Source organism: Candidatus Jordarchaeum sp. (assembly GCF_052745115.1).
Window position 1 is genome coordinate 1 of record NZ_JBRAKS010000042.1, and the last position, 17,021, is coordinate 17,021.

Here is a 17,021-nt window from a genome sequence, read left to right on the forward strand (position 1 = left end):
AGAAACTAATATCTTACTTATAAACCACAAAACTTGAGAATAAATATTAAAATCTTATGAATTCTAGATAATAATTAGGAATTTATTCATCACTTTCTCTTTTTGGAGAAGTTATATATAACATTCCAGTATATTCATGAATATTCCTAACTTAATCACCCTCCCAATACATATCTTTAATATAAAAATATGTTAAAAAATCAAGTGAGGTGTAACAGTACGAGTTACACACTGTTAATTACTGAAAAGCCAAGTTCTGCCAAACGTATTGCAGAGGCCTTAAATGATAAGGGAATACCAATAAAACATGAAGAGCAAAGTGTTACCTATTATGATATTGAAAAAGACGGTCAGAAAATAAGAATAGTCCCCGCTATTGGACATCTTTATTCGGTCACTCAAGAGGGTAAAGGTTGGACGTACCCCGTATTTCAAACAAAATGGGTTCCCGCATACATGATAAACAAGATATCCAAAAATACGAAAAACTTTATACAGATTATATCCAAACTTGCAAAAGAGGCAAAAAATTTTATTTCTGCCACAGATTTTGACATAGAAGGTAGCCAAATAGCCTACAGTGTTTTAAAATACGCTTGTGGCGAATCAAGCCTGAATAAAGCCCAAAGAATGAAATTTTCGACCTTAACTAAACAAGACCTATCTGAAGCTTTTAATTCATTATCACCAACACTTGATTGGGGGTTAATAGAAGCAGGTCGTACACGCCACGAAATAGATTGGATCTACGGTATCAATCTTTCCAGAGCGATGATACTATCATTAAAAAAAGCTTCAGGTATGTATAAAGCCCTGAGTACTGGCCGTGTACAGGGGCCCACTTTGGCTTTTATCGCTGAGAGGGAGAAAAAGATTCGGAGTTTTGTTCCAAAACCCTATTGGGATATTAATGCAGTTGCTTTAATAAATGGCGAAAAATATCCCCTCGAATATTCAAAGAGAAAAATTTGGATAAAGAAGGAAGCGGAAAAGACTCTAAACGAATGCTATAATAAAAGAGGTATAATTTCTCAAATTCAGACCCAAAAATCAGTTCATCGACCTCCTACGCCCTTTGATTTAGGTACTTTGCAATCCGAGGCTTACAGTAACTTTAGATTCACACCCAGCCGTACCCTTAGAATAGCTGAAGGATTGTACCTTAACGCTTTAATTTCTTATCCTCGGACCAGTAGCCAAAAATTTCCACCATCAATTGACACTCGGGCTATTATGAAATCATTATCAAGTATTAAACAATACTCTGAAATGATTCGTGAATTATTATCAAAAGAAAAACTTGTTCCAATACAAGGTAGAAAAGAGGATCCAGCACACCCACCAATTCATCCGACAGGAAATCTACCAGAAAAGAAACTAAATGATAGCGAGAGAAAAATCTTTGACCTGGTAATCCGAAGATTTTTAGCAATTTTTGGGGACCCCGCAATTCGAGAGAGTTTAAAGGTTGAAGTAAATATTAATGGACATCTTTTTTACTTGCGTGGGCGTAGAATCTTGAAACCAGGCTGGCAGAAATATTATTCGCCCTATGTAAAAAGTGAAGAATTGATTTTACCGCAATTAAATGAAGGGCAAGAAATTAAATTAGATTTAATAGAAATCGTCGATAAGTACACTTCCCCTCCTCCGAGATTCAATCCAAAAAGTGTTCTATCTTTAATGGAAAATCAACACATAGGTACTAAAGCCACGAGGGCAGAAATAATAGATACTTTATATAGTAGGGGATATGTTACGGGAGAAAGAATAAGTATGACTCCCCTTGGTTTCTCGGTAATTAGCTTACTTTCAAAATATTGTTCTGAAGTTTTATCCGTAGAACTTACCCGCGAACTTGAACAAGAAATGGAAGATATTGAAATAGAAAAAAGTACTAGACAGGAAGTAATCATTGATGCTGTAGAAAAGCTTACTCCAATTTTGAAGGATTTCAAGTTAAAAGAACAAGCAGTCGGCGAAGGACTTTCAGAGGCAATAATAAGTTTAAGAAAGGAACAAAGCATCATAGGTATATGTCCCGTTTGTGAGAATGGGCGACTCACAATAACCTATTCCAGAAAAACCCGTAAAAGGTTTGTTGGATGTTCCAATTACTGGACAAAGACGTGCAACTTTAGCGTTCCTATACCCCAAAGAGGGGATATAGAAGCCACAGGAAAAAAATGCCCACATTGTGACTTTCCAACAATCCGTATTAGACGCATTGGAAAGAAACCTTGGAACATGTGTATAAACTGGCAGAATTGTCCTGGAAGAAAACAAGAAGCCCAACAGGGAGAAGATTCTCAATGAAGTGCCCCATTTGTAATCTCAATGGATATGAAGAATCAGGTTACTGCGAAAACCACCAATCTGCATACTTTAATCTTAAAGAAAAATTTGATGATTGGAAGAAATCAATGAACGTAAGCTGGCAAGAATATCTTAAAAAAGTAATAGAAAATGAGAACACGGGAGAATGGGCTAGAGAAGTTGCTATACATATACTAGAAGAAAACTCAAAATAACTTGCCCGTGTGTAATAATTAATAATTCATTAATAGGAGGGGAATTTATTTAAGCTAGAATGGTTAAAAATTCTTAGCCCCTATTCAAATATTTGTAATATGGGTGGATTTAAATGAAAAGATTGAAATTTAAGTTGGCCCCTGGGCTTTCGCCCTTAATAGCTTTCGGTATTATTCTGGGCATTGTTCTTTTTGCCATGGGCGGTGGGGTCTACTATCTAACTACAAATCCTACTCCTTCATTTAGTAATCCTACAGGCGCATCGATAGTTGACACTAGCCTGCAAGGTCAATACGGTATAGAAACTTTATTGTCATGTGCTCTTATTTTTGTAGGTTTCATAGGATTTTTATTGATTTATGAGTCTACAAAACACGTTTATAATGCAAGTTATGCCACAAAGTTACTCATAATAGGAATATTATTTGTAGTGATTTCGATAATACTGCTATATTGGATGTTGATACCGAAAAGTCAATGGTTATTCCCTTGGGCGCGTAGTTAGTGGCAAGGCTTTTTTCATATTTTTAAATCTTAATAGGGTAATGGTTCTTATTCTTTCTGATCTTGTACACATTATCAATGTTTAAAATTGGCTCTGCTATAATTAAAAGTTATATAATACCATATTAATATGTTCAAGACGGGTATGTTCGCTCTAATACGCGAGACAAGAATAATAAATAAATGGGTTATTTTTGAAAAACTTTTTGGGAAATAGATTACCAAGGTTCCCTTTTGAGTTTTAATTTATAACCAATCATATTTGCTATGAGATGTATTATTGGTGTCAAAACGAGTATTATAATAATAATCTCTATGGAGGGCATGATTTCGATAAATGAGAACGTTAACGCTCCTATTACGAAATCTAATTGGTCTAGTACTGGTGCTGGTTGTCCCCTTTGAAGGTTAAGCCTTCTCTTTATGAAAGACCCTATCAAATCGCCCATCAAAGCACCAAGTGACAATAGAAAACCTTGAAAAATAGTTGGGGCTAATATTGTCTTTGTGTTAGTCGGTAAACCCATTAGAATAAAGAGTAACGGTGAGAAAGTTAACCACTGATAAATTAAGAAGTATAGTATTATTCCAGAGGCACCTAGAGATGATGCGATATAAATCCATAATCCAATTGGCGCATTAGAGAGTAACCAAGGTAGCGTTATTTGTTCTCCAGTGATAAATTGTAAAGCACCTATTAGGGTTCCAAACGCGGTTCCTCCAATAAGGCCGCGAACCGTCTTACCATCCCCAAAGATGCGTCTATTATCTATAAAATTACGCCCAAAATCTAAAGGCTTGTTTAATCTTTGACCTCTACCAAAAACCACAGCAAGTCCATTAGCTGCGTATGCTGGCAAAATAAACCAGAACGCCATTATAATAGCAGGTAAAATATCCATGTATTACGGTACCTCCAGTAAATATAATTTTATTAATTAGTTATACTTTTTTAAAAATTTTCTTCCAGCAGTTTACTGCGGATGATTTAATCCTTTTTTTGTTAATAATAAATTAATCATTGTTTTTTCAGTTTCTGCAATATTTTTAGCTATAATTAAGCGTCTTATTCCCATTTCAACGTATTCCATTTTCAAATCCAATGATGACCAGTATGATAGGATACTTCCACCAGCGGGTTTGATTTGGTTTCCGTTTTCTTTAGATTCCGCTGAAACTTGATTGATTGCTATAACCGCTATTTTATGTTTGCTTGCTAAGTTTAATAGTTCTGCCATTTGTCGGTTAAGCTCACGGTTCAAGACAACATTTTTAGGAAGAGATTCTAATTCTGCTCTGTATAATCTTGTTGCGGTGTCAATGACTATTATTTTTACGTCTTTAACTATTAAAGATTCTATTTTATCAATAAAACTAGATTGCTCAGCAAAAGTTTTTGGTCTAATTATAATTAGGAATTGTAGAAGCTTCTTAGAATTGGCCATTTGTAGCACTCTGGTAGGATGGACCCCGTACTCAGTATCTATATAGAGTGTTTTCATCCCATTCTTTGCGATATTTAATGCATATTGAAGGGCAAGAGTAGTTTTTCCAGTTGCTGAGGCTCCAAAAATATGAGTTATCAAGCCTAGAGGTATTCCTCCATCTAGGGCGTTATCAAGAATAGGAATTCCTGCCGAAATTCTTTGATAATTAGTTTTTTTACTTTTTTCTAGAGTCATTCTTAATTCATCTTTTTTACGATTTTCAAGACCAATTAGAATAGTTTTAGGTTACTAATCCGCTGTTAATATATTCTGCATAACCCATAACGTTAATAGTTGAACTTTATTAGATATTTATATTCATTAGGTGCAAATAGTTCCATTTTTTTGATTTAACTTTTCTATTTATGTTACACTAATTTAATATAAAAAATACTGAGTCAAAAATTTTATTTTGATCAATTAAATATTATTAAAGTTGAACTTGAGCCTATTATACTTGTACAAATTATTCTAATAAGGACAGTTCCTCAAAATTAATTTTTACCAATAGGCTAACGGTTAGAACAATATGAAGAAAGTTATGATCCTTAAATAAGGGAGTAGTAAAACCTTGGCGGAAATAGCAGTAGTAACTAGCAACATGCGACTATATTACAAAGTTGTCCAAGAGCTAAAAAATGAAGGCATATATTTTATCAGCATAAAGCCCGGCGAGGCTATACCCAAAGAAATTAAATGCGTCATTACCTCCAGCAGTGAGGAAAAATTAACCCTCCATCCAAATATTCTGATAGTTGATGATGAAGATTCTAATCCCATCGTTCCAAGATTACGCTATGTTTTAACCGAGAGTGAGCCTTCATTAATAATTGTGGGAGTGGATCCAGGAAAAACCTATGGTATAGCTGTGCTCATCAATAAAAAGGTATTGGAAACGCATAAATCGTTTTCCTCTAAAGAGGCCGCTGAAATTATTAAAAATATATTAAAAACCTTCCCTGCAGTTAGAAGAATTATCCGAATCGGAACGGGCAATCCGCTTTACTATAAACAACTATTAGAACTGTTAAAAGAAGTGGATGCTGATTTAGAACTGGTTAACGAGTTTGAAACTTCAAGAGGTTCACGAGCGACAAAGGATACCAAGGCAGCCATAGCAATTGCAAATAAAAAAGGATTAAAACCACAGGAATTTGAAAAATTACAGATGATAAAAAAAGGTGTAATCAAAAATATTCAAAAAATGAGTCGCCAAGCTTCCCAAGGTAAAATAACAATAGATGAATCTAATGCACTAAGAGTGGCGAAAGGAGAAATTAGTCTAGATCTTGCTATTGAATCTCAAAAAAAGAAAACTACGAGGAAAAATTCGTGAAAAAAACAATCGAATTCAACCCAAATCAAACACTTCTAGTAAAAGGCCCAGCAAGAATTAGAATTATTAAAGGAGAGATTTCCATACTTGGAAACACTTTGGGAAAAGAGGAGAACATAGTTATCACCATGGGAAAAGCATTCCCCATTAAAACCGTTTCAGAAACAACACTTGAAATTTATGTTGATAACGAGGAAGCCATTGAGTCCTTAGAGGAACCGTTTCCTAAACAGTGGGTAATTGCTACTAATCTTTTCGATGAAATGGAAACTCCTACAATAATACCTATACTGGGGGATGTAGATTCTGGTAAAACGTCTTTAACAGCCTTTTTGGCTAATGCTGCTTTCAAAAAGGGGTTTAAAGTCGCAGTTATTGATGCGGATGTGGGGCAAAGCAGTATTGGTCAACCTTGCTTTGTCAGTATGGGTTTTATGGAGAAAACGGTTTCTGTGCTATCCGAAGTTAAATTAAAAGCAGCTCACTTTGTGGGTTCAAATACTCCCGCTCGATTATTGCACCGGGTAATCGCAGGAATGGGAATGATGGTAAAAAAGGCTTTAGAGAATAATGCAGAAATAGTTCTGATAGATACTTCTGGGTGGGTATATGGAAGAAGCGCGAGAGAACTTAAGACATCTTTAATCTTAATGTTACAACCCAGAATTCTGATTGCACTACAAAGAGGAAGTGAGATAGAACATCTACTAGCGCCATTTGAAGACTCTCTGGCTAAAATTATTCGACTCCCCGCCCCAAAAACATATAGAAGAAATAGAGAGAATAGAAAATTTCTTAGAGAAATCTTGTATCGAAAAAGTTTAGAAAATGGCCGAGAAATAACCTTAAATCTAGAACAAATTGATCTAAGATTCACGTTATTAGGTTCAGGCACTCAAGTAAAACCAGAAAAATTTGGAGAGATAAAACAAATTTTTGGGTACTTTCCGGTTTATATAGAAGAATCCGCGGATATATTATACATTGTACTACCAGATGAAGAAATTAGGATAACTCTGGAAATAATCAAATATTTGGAGAACCAGTTAGGAAAAAACGAAGTATATATAGTCCAAAAAAGAGATTTTGAAAATGTTCTAGTTGCTTTTCAAGACAAAAACAACGAGTATGTTGGTATAGGTATAGTAAAAAAAGTGAATTTTGAAAAACGCGAAATCACATTTTACACTTCTGCTGAAAAAGAAAAAATCAGATTTGCACAATTTGGGCAAATAAAAGTTAGCAGGGAGGGGGAAGAATTAGGATACACAAAAATACTCTAAATTCCAAAAATTTTAAACTAGTAATAATTTACTCCCATAAAATAGGGACTATGAAAGAAATACAAAAATTTATTACTTTCTTCCAATCCATCCTATTTCCTTTACTATTTCACCGGTTTCGATAACCTCAAAAGCCTTTTTTAACGCATCTTTCTGATCCTGCACCGTAACATCCCTGCCACCAAGACCCGCAATAAATTCCAAAACAGGCGGCCTCTTATCCTCCGTGTATAATGCAGCCTTTATTTCAGACGCTGACGCCCCACCTTTCCCCGGCGAAAGATTCCGGTCTATAACAGAAATGGCTTTTACACTTCTTGCAATTCTACGGATTTCCTCATCAGGAAAAGGTCTAAAAGTCCTCAACTTAACTGAGCCCGCTCTATAGCCTTCCTCTCTTAACTCGTCAACAGCCACCATAGCCTGATCAGCAAAAGAACCCATGCAGAAAATAACTGCATCCGCATCACTACACCGATACTCTTCAACCAAGTCACCATGAAACCTGCCGAACCTCTTTTTAAAATCGGAGGCCACCTCCACTATTTTCCTTTTAGCATTCTCTTGAGCTAATTGTATAAGATACTTAAACTCATAGAACCAGTCACTGGGATTCTGCAGGTTCCCATAGGTAATAGGATTATCCAAATCTATGCGTAGATGTGTAGGATTGTAAGGGGGAAGAAAGGCATCAACCTCCTCTTGTTCAGGAACTATGACAGGCTGAGAGGTATGACTAATAGTAAACCCCTCATAACAAACCATCATAGGCAACAGAATCTCCTTATCCTCCGCAATCTTATACGCCTGAATAATCGAATCAAAAGCATCCTGATGATTAGCAGTATAAATCTGCATCCAACCAGTATCTCTCTGAGAAACCGAATCGGTGTGATCCGCCCAGATATTCCATGGAGGACCCATAGCCCTATTAACTATAGCCATAACAATCGGTAAACGTGAAGCCGCCGCCCAGTGAACCATCTCATGCATAAGAGCCAAACCATGAGCAGAGGTAGCTGTAAAAGTTCTCACTCCAGTAAGAGCAGCACCGATACAAGCCGCCATAGCCGAGTGCTCAGACTCAACACGCACAAACTTAGCATTCAACTCGCCACTATCAACATAGTCTGACAATTTCTCAACAATACCCGTCTGCGGCGTTACTATCCCCAAACAAGACAAGAATCCTGCTCAGTTTGGATAAGCCGCAATAACCGCAGGTCTAGCCAAAGCCGCCGCCTGAGCCGCAGCATAATTCCCAGTCGTAATCACAGTTCTCGCCATCACGCTTCCTCCTCTTCTCTAATCAAATGCATATTCTTCTTAGGACACACAGACACACACACCCCACAGCCCTTACAATACGTATAATCAATCACTGGATAACCCTCCTCATCAACACTCACCACGTTCTCCGGACAAAACATCCAACAAGCCAAACACCTATTACAATCATCCCGATCAAAAACGGGCTTAAAAACCCGCCACTCACCAGTAATCCCCATACTAGCATCCGCAGGCTTCGAAATAGGTATCAACGTCAAATCCTTCCAAGTATGAAACTGAGAAACCCTCTCACGCTTAGAAACAGGCAAATCACCCTCAAGATAGTACTCCTCAGGAACCCTATGCTCCTCCGTTCTCTCAAAAGCCAACTCCACCGCCCTAAGATTCTTCTCAGCCTGATCACCCGAAAACTTATCACTCAAAGCCTCCAACGTGGAATCCAAACTAATCAAACCCGTAGCCTTCGCAAAAGCACCCAGCATAGGCGTAGCACTAAGAGCCAAACCCGCAACCTCCAAACCAAGCTCAATAGAAATACTAGTAGCATCCACAGTAAAAACCCTAGCACCCTTCGGAAGCTTGCCAATCCTACCAATCAACTCAGAATTCTCCGGAGAATTAACAACAAGAACCCCACCAGCCTTCAAACCATCAGTAATCCGAGCCAAACCCGACTCAAACAACGAAAAGTCAACAACAACCACAATATCGGGAGCATACACATCAGAATGAATCCGAATCGGCTCCCTAGAAAAACGCGTAAAAGCCGCCACCGGAGCACCACGACGCTCAGCTCCAAAGAAAGGAATGGTCTGAACCCCTTGATAACCTTCATGAAACGCGGCTTCCGCTAAAGTTCTCGCGGCTGTGACCGTTCCTTGTCCTCCGCGACCATGCCATCGTGTCTCGTATATTTTTGCTGGCATTTGAGTACCTCCAAGATGAAGTTTTCTTATCCAAAATTGTTGGGTTAGTTAGATACACAATTTTGTGCTTAAAACAGTTTTGGGTAATAAAAATTGACTAGATTAGGGGAATACAAAACAGGTTTAACACTTAAAATTTACGCATAAAAGCTTGAAAAAGAAGTATGCAACTATTTTTACACACTAACTTTTTAAATGGACGCTGTTTTTGTTTTACTACAAAAAAATTGTAAGGGTTGAAAATGGCGTATAAAGCATTGTACTCTGAGGTTCCTGAGGAGCTTTGGCTACCAGGTAATTCATCATGTCAAGGATGTGGTTCAACACTGTCTATTAGATGGGTTCTCAAGGCTCTGGGAAAGAAGACCGTTATGGTTGTGCCTGCGTCCTGTGCTAACGTGTATGTCGGTTGGTGGCCGAAAAGTTCTGCGGGGGTGACCTATTTGGACATGGCGTTCGCCGCTGGTGGATCCGTTGCTTCCGGAATTGTTGCAGCGTTAGAATATCTGGGCAGGAAAAATGTCAACGTGGTAACGTGGGCTGGTGATGGTGGGACCACGGATATTGGTATTCAGGCACTTTCGGGTGCTGCAGAGAGGGGTACTAATTTTATTTATATTTGTTATGATAATGAGGCGTATATGAATACTGGTACTCAGAGGAGTAGTAGTACTCCTATGGGTGCTTGGACGACTACGACGCCTTTTGGTAAGAAGCAGCAGAAGAAGAATGTTCCTATGATTATGGCGGCTCATAATATTCCTTATGTTGCTACGGCGTGTCCAAGCTATTCCAAGGATCTTTACGAGAAGATGAAGAAGGCTAAGGGTATTGAGGGTACCAAGTATGTTCATATTCTGGCGCCTTGTCCTCCGGGTTGGCGGTTTGATACGGAGTTGACGGTGGAGATTGGTAAATTGGCGGTGGAGACAGGTATGTGGGTTCTTTACGAGGTTGAAAATGGTGTTTTTAGGCTGAGTTCTCCCAGTAAGCGGTTAATGGATTCGTCAAAAAGGAAGCCTATAGAGGAGTACATTAGACTTCAGGGTAGGTTTAAGGACATTAAGGGCGAGGAAATCCGAGAGCTTCAGCGTTGGGTTGATGAGCAGTGGGAAAGGTATACTAAATTTGAGGAAGGCTGCCCCGTTTATTAGGAAAAGAGACTACTTTTGCAGCTTTATTCCTTATTTTAAATTCCCATTTTTAGGGTATCTTTATTAATACCATGTTATGAAGTTCTATTATATCGAAATAAGCAGATTTGGCAACTACATGCCGAGAACTAAAAATTTAATCCATTGTACCCGGTAGTAGGAGGGCTAATCCTAGGCGATTCGGAGATACCTACTGAAGGGTACTTTCAGAGGTGAACTATGTTGTCAGATGAAAACACAATCTTTATTGGAAGAAAGTCGGTTATGGACTATGTTTTAGCCTGTGTCACCCAGTTAAATCGCGGTTTTAACGAAATCATTTTGAAGGCAAGAGGAAAATCTATTAGTCGCGCAGTCGACGTTGCAGAAATTCTGCGAACTAGATTCATGAAAGACCTCAAAGTCAAGAACATTAAAATCGGCACAGAGCAAATTCAAGCGGCTGAAGGCGGTACTGCAAATGTTTCCGCTATAGAAATCACACTCAGCAAGTGAAATTAAAACTGAACCACTTCAGTACAAAAATCAGAGGGCATATTATTCCTAGTTTCAAAACTGCTCTAATGATTGATGTTTACTTTGGATATAAAAAAGCGATGGAGAGAACATAGGATTAGAAATAATAATGTGGAACCTTTGCATGAAGGGCAGTACTTTTTGATATTACTTTTATTTTAGGAAAAAGTGTTACCTCAAGTATCAGCTTTACTATGGTTGCTAATTCTAGAGTTAAATGGAATTTTTAGTCGGTGTTTTTTTGAGCCATTTTCTCCAAGTCTACTAGTTCTTGCCATTTTCTGTCCACGTAATTCTGAATTTCCTGTATTAGTTCTTCTTGGCGTTTTGGCCTGAATAGGTGTCTAAATTTACCCTGATATTTTAGATACTCTTCTACTGGTCTCTTTTTAACAATATTTTTCGTTATTCTGTACTTTCCATTTTCCACCTCGTACAGTGGCCAGTAGCGAGTAAGTACAGCCTGTCTAGCAATCTCTATAGTGAGTTCTGATTCGGTTCTCCAGCCCCTAGGGCATGTAGCTAAAACTAGTAGGAATGCTGGTCCTTCAACCGCAATGGCTTCGCGAACCTTTTTTATCAAGTCCATTGGGTATGCTGGGCTTCCGGTAGCAGCGTAGGGAATTTCGTGTGCAACAACAATTTTCATAATATCCTTCTGAAATTGAATTTTACCTGGAACGACTTTACCGGAGGCGCTGGTTGTTGTCCATCCATACTTTGGCGTAGCACTACTCCGCTGAATACCGGTGTTCATGTACGCCTCATTTGAATAACAAATATAGGTAAAATTATGACCTCGTTCCAACGCTCCAGACAAGGCTTGAAAACCGATATCATAGGTTCCTCCATCACCAGCAAGAGCTATTATGGGATTATTTGTTTTAGGAATTCTTCCTTTTCTTTGTAGTGCTTTGAGTCCTGCTTCTACCCCCGCTGCGGTTGCAGCGGTGCATTCGAAGGCGGGGTGTATCCAGTTTACGTTCCAGTTTGTGTAGGGGTAGGGTGTGGTTGCCACTTCTACGCAGCATGTGGCGTTTACTACTATAGGAGGTTTGTCAAGTGCGGTGAATATCTGTCTTAGTGCTGTTCCGGCTCCGCAGCCCGAACACAATCTGTGCCCTTGGGTAAAATATTCTTGTGTTGGTAAGCTTTTTAGGGACATTACTCTACTCCTCCGTCATATGTTACATTTATGCATCCTGGGCCTCTGCAGCCCACGACCTTGTAATTTTCTTCCAATTGGTCCTTTTTGGCAATTCCAAAAAGTAGCTCAGAAGCTTTCTCGATGTGTTCGATTCTTGTGTCTCTTCCTCCTAGACCAGTGGGGAAGCTTATAACATGTGGCCGGTCTTTGAGTTCGTACAATGCTGCTCTTAATTCCATCCCTAGTGCACCGCCCATTGATCCGAAACTGATGTGGCGGTCTATTACTCCTATGGCTTTTACGTTTTTGAGTGATTCTTGTAATTCTTTTATCGGGAAGGGTCGGAAGACACGAATTGTGACGAGGCCTATCTTTTTTCCTTCTTTTCTCATTTTGTTGACTGCTTCTTGGGCGGTTCCCGCAAGTGACCCTATGGCTAATAATGCTACCTCTGCATCTTCCATCTTGTGTTTCGAGATAATCTTGTAAGTTGTATCGAATCTTTTGTTAAAATCGTTGAAGACTTTTTTGATAGTTTTCAGGGATTCTTGTGTAGCGACTTCCTGTTGGACTTTTATTTCCGGGTAGTATTCGGGTACTCCGACACAACCTACGGTGATTGGATTGTTTACATCTATTGGAAGGACTGCTTCTCGAAGGGGTAGGAAATCGTCCACATCCTCTTGCTCTAAGAGTTCCATTCCCTCGGTGGCGTGGCTTATTATGAAGCCGTCATGACAGGACATTACTGGTAACTGCACATCTTTGTCTTCTGCTATTCTGAACGCTTGAAAAATTGTGTGGTAGGATTCCTGGGCGTTTCGATTATAGATCTGTATCCAGCCTGAATCTCTTGCACCCATAGTGTCGCTCATATCGTTCCAAATATTCAATGGGCTGTTCAATGCCCTGTTAGATACTGCCATAACTATGGGCAATCTGAAAGAGGAAGCAACGAACAACATCTCATACATTAGAGCTATACCTTGTGAAGCGGAGGCGGTAAATACCCTAGCTCCTGTTAGAGATGCCCCAATGCAAGCAGACATAGCCGAGTGCTCGGATTCTGCAGGCATAAGTTCTGCGTCCAGCTCACCATCAGCGTGGAATTGTGATAGTTCTTCAACAATCTGTGTTTGAGGAGTTATAGGGTACATAGCGATTACATCAGGCTTAGATTGCTTCACAGCGTGGGCTACGGCTTCGTTTCCAGTTAATGCGACAAGCTTTCCCATCTTTTATTCCTCCTCCATTTCTATCGCTTTCACGGGACACTCCACACTGCATACCCCACAGCCTTTACAGTAAAAGTAGTTAATCTTGATTCCGTCTTCTTCTCTTTCTATAGCTCCTTCCGGGCAATAAATCCAACATAGCAGACACTTGTTGCACTTGTCTTTGTCATATACAGGTTTTTTTCCTTCTCTCCAGTCGCCAGTTCTATATTCTCTAGCGTTACCAGGCTCTGTTATGAATCCTCCTATAGGGATCTCATTCCAAGCCAATAGCTTCTTTTTGGATTTATTCAACTTACCTTTACCTCCTCATATGCTCTTTTCAGAGCGTTTATGTTCTTTTCTGCCAGATCTTTTCTGAACCTTTCTTTAGTCACATCAATAATAGTATCCAAACCTAAAATTCCCGTGGTTTTTGCGAGGGCGCCTAAGAGGGGGGTGTTGGTTATCGCCACGCCCAGAGTTTCGATAGCAATTTTTGTTGCGTTTAGTGTCCCCACCTTGTTGTTAACCTTTAACTCAGATTTCAACTGTTCCGGATTTTTATCAATATTTACAATTATTACCCCGTCTTTCTTCAGTCCCTCTGAAATGTTTTCAACTTTTAGCAACGTTGGATCCAGCACTATCACGATATCGGGATCATAGATCTGTGATCTGCTAAGTATCGGTTTATCACTTATCTTAGTAAACGCTTTAATTGGAGCGCCTTTCCTCTCAGCTCCGAACGCCGGAAACGCCTGAGCGTTCTTTCCTTCCCTTAACGCGGCCTCCGCAACAAGCCTACTCGCTGTGACGACCCCCTGTCCTCCGCGGCCGTGCCATCGGATTTTGATGATGTCTTTCAATGTTTTTCCTCCAAGCTTGTTTTTGATATTTTTGTTTGGTTTTATTTTTGCCACAGTTTTATAGTAACTTCTCTGCGGGAGTTATTATTTTCAGGTAGTTTAACTCTTGAGAGGGTAAGTGAATTGTTATGCTTAAAAATTGTGGTTATGCATCTAACACAATTTGTTTTATTGCTTTAAAGGATTGCGTTTTTACTCATTTTTGGGATTCGTAGTATTATTTTGTTTATTAGAGTGGTTTAGTTAGGGTATGAAGAATAAGGTTTGGAGTATGATATTGAGTAGTGCCGCTAAGATTATTATGGGAATGGATTTTTTTGCGGTTGAGACGGATTTTATGATTTGTGTGGTTAGGGTCTCCATTTGTTTTTCTCCTATGATTTTGATTTTTTCTGCGTTTTTTATACTGTACGCTACTTTGGCGGGTTGAAGCTTTTCTGAGGCTTCTTTTATCATGTTTAGGATAGTTGTTACTATTTTTTTGTGATCTCCGACTTCCCCAACTGCGTTGTATCCTTTGGGAGTTAATGTTACGGCATTGAGGATATGGGTATCGCTGGTCATTACTTCAGCTTCATCTATTCCTGCTTTTTTGACTGCGTCGAGTATTTTTTCTCTTAGTCCGGGAATCATGTTGTTTCCATCGATTATTATGTATGCGGTTTTTTGGTTTTCTACCTCCACTACGTGGACCGTGATGCCGGTGGGCCCTATATCTTCCCATTTGTCGAAGGTCCCGGGAGGGGTTTGAACTGCGTAGGCTTTGATGTTTCGGCTCATTTTTGATTTTGATTTTTTAACAGCTGTTTTGGCGGCGTTAATCATTTTTTTTGCGGTTTCGGTGTTTGGTAGGATAGGTGTTAGAACATCTCCGCCACAGTTGTGGGCGTCTATTAGGAAAGCGTCTTTTATTCCTTCACTTATAGCGGCTTTTCTTACTTGTTCTCCTAATTCTAGGTTTATGTCATCGAAACTTATGGGGGATAGTGTCACTATTAGCAGGGCTAGATCTCCAAAAATTTGGCAGCTTATTTTCACTTCGCCTTCTGTGTGTGTTACAAATTGACTAGTTTTTGAAACAAGGTTAGACTGACCTAAAGAGTTTTCAACTGTTTTTAATACTTTTTTGATTTCTTTTGCCGAAGCCAAATTTTGACCATGTGTTGAAGGCGCATGAGCTACAGAGGTTACGGCTCCAGTTTTTTCGGTTATCTCCTTTACGATAATGGATGGCATTTCGCTGCTACCAACTGTTTTAAATGGACCTGGGTGAATGTTGGGAGCAACTAATACGCTACTCAGAGTTCCTGAGGTTTGGAATAACAGTGTGAGCACTGGGAGTGACGTGATTTCCCCAATATTCTCAAAATTTTCTTCAAGTACGTCTGGCTTGTTTTCTATCCAGTCTAGGAGAAAACCGTAAAAAAACCTTAGACCTCTTAAGCCTAATCCTTTAAGTATGGGTCTGTCTACCAGCCACAGATATAAAAGTGTGGCTGCTCCAAATACAGTTAAAGTTATCGTAAACATTATTGCTTTTTCAGTTATTCTTGGATAAAGGGTAAACATTTCAAAAAGTAAAAATGCGGCTACGCAAAACAAAGGTTGTGAAATAGCCGTTATAAAAGACCTAAATATACTAAGCTCGGTCATTGCGCGAAATACTAATAATCTTAACATAAAAATAGCGGAAGCCCCGAAAATAAACCCTATAGAAATTATGATAGAAAGGTTTGTAAATCGGTATAATACCGCTCCTATAATATAGGCTACGCTCAAAAAGAGCATACACAAAAAAGATAACGCAAATAGCCGCCTTCTGTCCCAAACAATTTCATTTCTCATAAGAGGACATACCAGAACAGCCGATAAAACAATCGGAACGAATAGAATAGAAGCCCCTTGAACAGTTCCCACAATTATATTGGTAATTAGCGGCAGCATGAATTGGGCAATAAGCCTTACAGTAACACCAATTATTAGGGAGGCCACCATGGAAAATATCAATAGTTTTTTCATCGATGGCAATTTGAATAGCAACCGATACAGTGAAGCAGCCTGGTCCATCTCAGCACACATATAGACTAACCTTCCAAACAATATAATGGTCAAGAAGCCAGCTTTAGTTTACTCCTTTTCATTGAAACCCAACTATTATTAAATTTTACTCAGACGGGTGAATCCACTCCTCATCCACCCGATCAAAATTTATAACCCATTTTTCGCAGATTTAACTTTTATATTTATGTAATGCCTATTTTACTGGGATTTATATGAAGCTGCTGAGCGTTAAAAGCAAGGGTGTAAACCAGCTCACGCTCATTGTACCGATAATGAAGAAGCTGAACATAGCCGGAGAAGTCGACAAATTCTGCGGAACAAGCCCCACCAACCAGCCCAAGACCAGCCACGGAAGCATCGTTGAAGCCCTCATAGCCAACCGCCTAACCAGCCCCACCCCCATGTACAGCGTCAGCACCTGGGCTGAAGACCTAGCCATCGAGGAAATCCTTGGAATACCCCCGGAACTCCTCAACGACGACCGAATAGCTCGAACCCTAGACGCAGTAGACCCCCACACATAGGAAATAGAGGCCACCATCGCCGTGAACGCCATCACCGAGTTCAAGACTGGCACAAAGTTCGTACACTGGGACATAACCACCCTCCTCTTCCAGTATACTGTTGAAAAAGTTCTCTATTTTGTAGGGGATTTAGGCTGGGAGGCGAAGGGTTGGTGTTCGGAGATGGGTAAGAGACTTT

Annotated in this window: 16 protein-coding genes and 2 pseudogenes; 8 read left to right on the top strand and 10 right to left on the bottom strand. The window is 39.3% G+C overall.

The window, feature by feature from the left end:
* The first annotated feature begins 204 nt into the window (after positions 1-204).
* The 3 genes from topA to ACUVXA_RS04790 all read left to right on the top strand — a co-directional run bounded on the left by topA (position 205) and on the right by ACUVXA_RS04790 (position 3,037).
* Positions 205-2,316, top strand: a complete 2,112-nt coding sequence (gene topA, locus ACUVXA_RS04780; protein ID WP_445870102.1) for a DNA topoisomerase I — start codon at positions 205-207, stop codon at positions 2,314-2,316.
* Positions 2,313-2,531 (top strand): hypothetical protein, encoded by a 219-nt coding sequence (locus tag ACUVXA_RS04785; protein ID WP_445870103.1) that lies wholly within the window; start codon positions 2,313-2,315, stop codon positions 2,529-2,531. The genes topA and ACUVXA_RS04785 overlap by 4 nt, the downstream gene beginning before the upstream one ends.
* Positions 2,532-2,644: 113 nt before the next feature.
* Positions 2,645-3,037, top strand: coding sequence for a hypothetical protein (locus ACUVXA_RS04790; RefSeq protein ID WP_445870104.1), 393 nt, complete (start codon positions 2,645-2,647; stop codon positions 3,035-3,037).
* A 217-nt stretch (positions 3,038-3,254) separates the two neighbouring features.
* Here ACUVXA_RS04790 and ACUVXA_RS04795 read toward each other — a convergent pair whose 3' ends face one another.
* The gene (locus ACUVXA_RS04795) at positions 3,255-3,938 is read right to left on the bottom strand and encodes a CDP-2,3-bis-(O-geranylgeranyl)-sn-glycerol synthase (protein WP_445870105.1); all 684 of its coding nucleotides are present in this window, start codon (positions 3,936-3,938) and stop codon (positions 3,255-3,257) included.
* Between the two features lie 72 nt (positions 3,939-4,010).
* Positions 4,011-4,718 (bottom strand): AAA family ATPase, encoded by a 708-nt coding sequence (locus tag ACUVXA_RS04800; RefSeq protein ID WP_445870106.1) that lies wholly within the window; start codon positions 4,716-4,718, stop codon positions 4,011-4,013.
* A 376-nt stretch (positions 4,719-5,094) separates the two neighbouring features.
* On the opposite strand from ACUVXA_RS04800, the gene ACUVXA_RS04805 reads away from it, so the two are divergent.
* Positions 5,095-5,859 (top strand): hypothetical protein, encoded by a 765-nt coding sequence (locus ACUVXA_RS04805; protein ID WP_445870107.1) that lies wholly within the window; start codon positions 5,095-5,097, stop codon positions 5,857-5,859.
* Positions 5,856-7,142 (top strand): Clp1/GlmU family protein, encoded by a 1,287-nt coding sequence (locus ACUVXA_RS04810; RefSeq protein WP_445870108.1) that lies wholly within the window; start codon positions 5,856-5,858, stop codon positions 7,140-7,142. Before ACUVXA_RS04805 ends, ACUVXA_RS04810 begins: the two co-directional genes overlap by 4 nt.
* A 72-nt stretch (positions 7,143-7,214) precedes the next feature.
* Here ACUVXA_RS04810 and ACUVXA_RS04815 read toward each other — a convergent pair.
* From ACUVXA_RS04815 to ACUVXA_RS04825, 3 genes and pseudogenes are all read right to left on the bottom strand, one after another.
* Positions 7,215-8,429 (bottom strand): annotated as a pseudogene (locus ACUVXA_RS04815) (transketolase C-terminal domain-containing protein).
* Positions 8,429-8,806, bottom strand: coding sequence for a 4Fe-4S dicluster domain-containing protein (locus ACUVXA_RS04820; protein WP_445870116.1), 378 nt, complete (start codon positions 8,804-8,806; stop codon positions 8,429-8,431). Before ACUVXA_RS04820 ends, ACUVXA_RS04815 begins: the two are co-directional and overlap by 1 nt.
* Positions 8,780-9,358, bottom strand: a pseudogene (locus tag ACUVXA_RS04825) (2-oxoacid:acceptor oxidoreductase family protein); the annotation flags it as partial. The pseudogene ACUVXA_RS04825 and the gene ACUVXA_RS04820, both read right to left, overlap by 27 nt.
* A 242-nt stretch (positions 9,359-9,600) precedes the next feature.
* On the opposite strand from ACUVXA_RS04825, the gene ACUVXA_RS04830 reads away from it, so the two are divergent.
* Together ACUVXA_RS04830 and albA are read left to right on the top strand one after the other, a co-directional pair.
* Positions 9,601-10,512 carry a 3-methyl-2-oxobutanoate dehydrogenase subunit beta gene (locus ACUVXA_RS04830; protein WP_445870109.1) on the top strand — a complete coding sequence of 304 codons (912 nt, stop codon included), beginning with the start codon at positions 9,601-9,603 and terminating at the stop codon, positions 10,510-10,512.
* 219 nt (positions 10,513-10,731) lie between these two features.
* The gene (gene albA / locus ACUVXA_RS04835; RefSeq protein WP_445870110.1) at positions 10,732-11,007 is read left to right on the top strand and encodes a DNA-binding protein Alba; all 276 of its coding nucleotides are present in this window, start codon (positions 10,732-10,734) and stop codon (positions 11,005-11,007) included.
* A gap of 247 nt (positions 11,008-11,254) precedes the next feature.
* Here the strand turns inward: albA and ACUVXA_RS04840 are convergent, their stop codons facing one another.
* From ACUVXA_RS04840 to ACUVXA_RS04860, 5 genes are all read right to left on the bottom strand, one after another.
* A complete protein-coding gene (locus tag ACUVXA_RS04840; RefSeq protein ID WP_445870111.1) occupies positions 11,255-12,193 on the bottom strand; it encodes a thiamine pyrophosphate-dependent enzyme in 939 nt (312 codons plus the stop codon).
* Positions 12,193-13,410 carry a transketolase C-terminal domain-containing protein gene (locus ACUVXA_RS04845; RefSeq protein ID WP_445870112.1) on the bottom strand — a complete coding sequence of 406 codons (1,218 nt, stop codon included), beginning with the start codon at positions 13,408-13,410 and terminating at the stop codon, positions 12,193-12,195. Before ACUVXA_RS04845 ends, ACUVXA_RS04840 begins: the two co-directional genes overlap by 1 nt.
* A gap of 3 nt (positions 13,411-13,413) precedes the next feature.
* Positions 13,414-13,704, bottom strand: a complete 291-nt coding sequence (locus tag ACUVXA_RS04850; protein WP_445870113.1) for a 4Fe-4S binding protein — start codon at positions 13,702-13,704, stop codon at positions 13,414-13,416.
* Positions 13,701-14,249 carry a pyruvate ferredoxin oxidoreductase subunit gamma gene (locus ACUVXA_RS04855; protein ID WP_445870117.1) on the bottom strand — a complete coding sequence of 183 codons (549 nt, stop codon included), beginning with the start codon at positions 14,247-14,249 and terminating at the stop codon, positions 13,701-13,703. The genes ACUVXA_RS04850 and ACUVXA_RS04855 overlap by 4 nt, the downstream gene beginning before the upstream one ends.
* Positions 14,250-14,501: 252 nt before the next feature.
* Positions 14,502-16,337 carry a DUF2070 family protein gene (locus ACUVXA_RS04860; RefSeq protein ID WP_445870114.1) on the bottom strand — a complete coding sequence of 612 codons (1,836 nt, stop codon included), beginning with the start codon at positions 16,335-16,337 and terminating at the stop codon, positions 14,502-14,504.
* Positions 16,338-16,531: 194 nt separating this feature from the next.
* Here ACUVXA_RS04860 and ACUVXA_RS04865 point away from each other — a divergent pair, with 194 nt between their 5' ends.
* A complete protein-coding gene (locus ACUVXA_RS04865) occupies positions 16,532-16,843 on the top strand; it encodes a DUF4277 domain-containing protein (protein WP_445870115.1) in 312 nt (103 codons plus the stop codon).
* Positions 16,844-17,021: the final 178 nt, after the last annotated feature.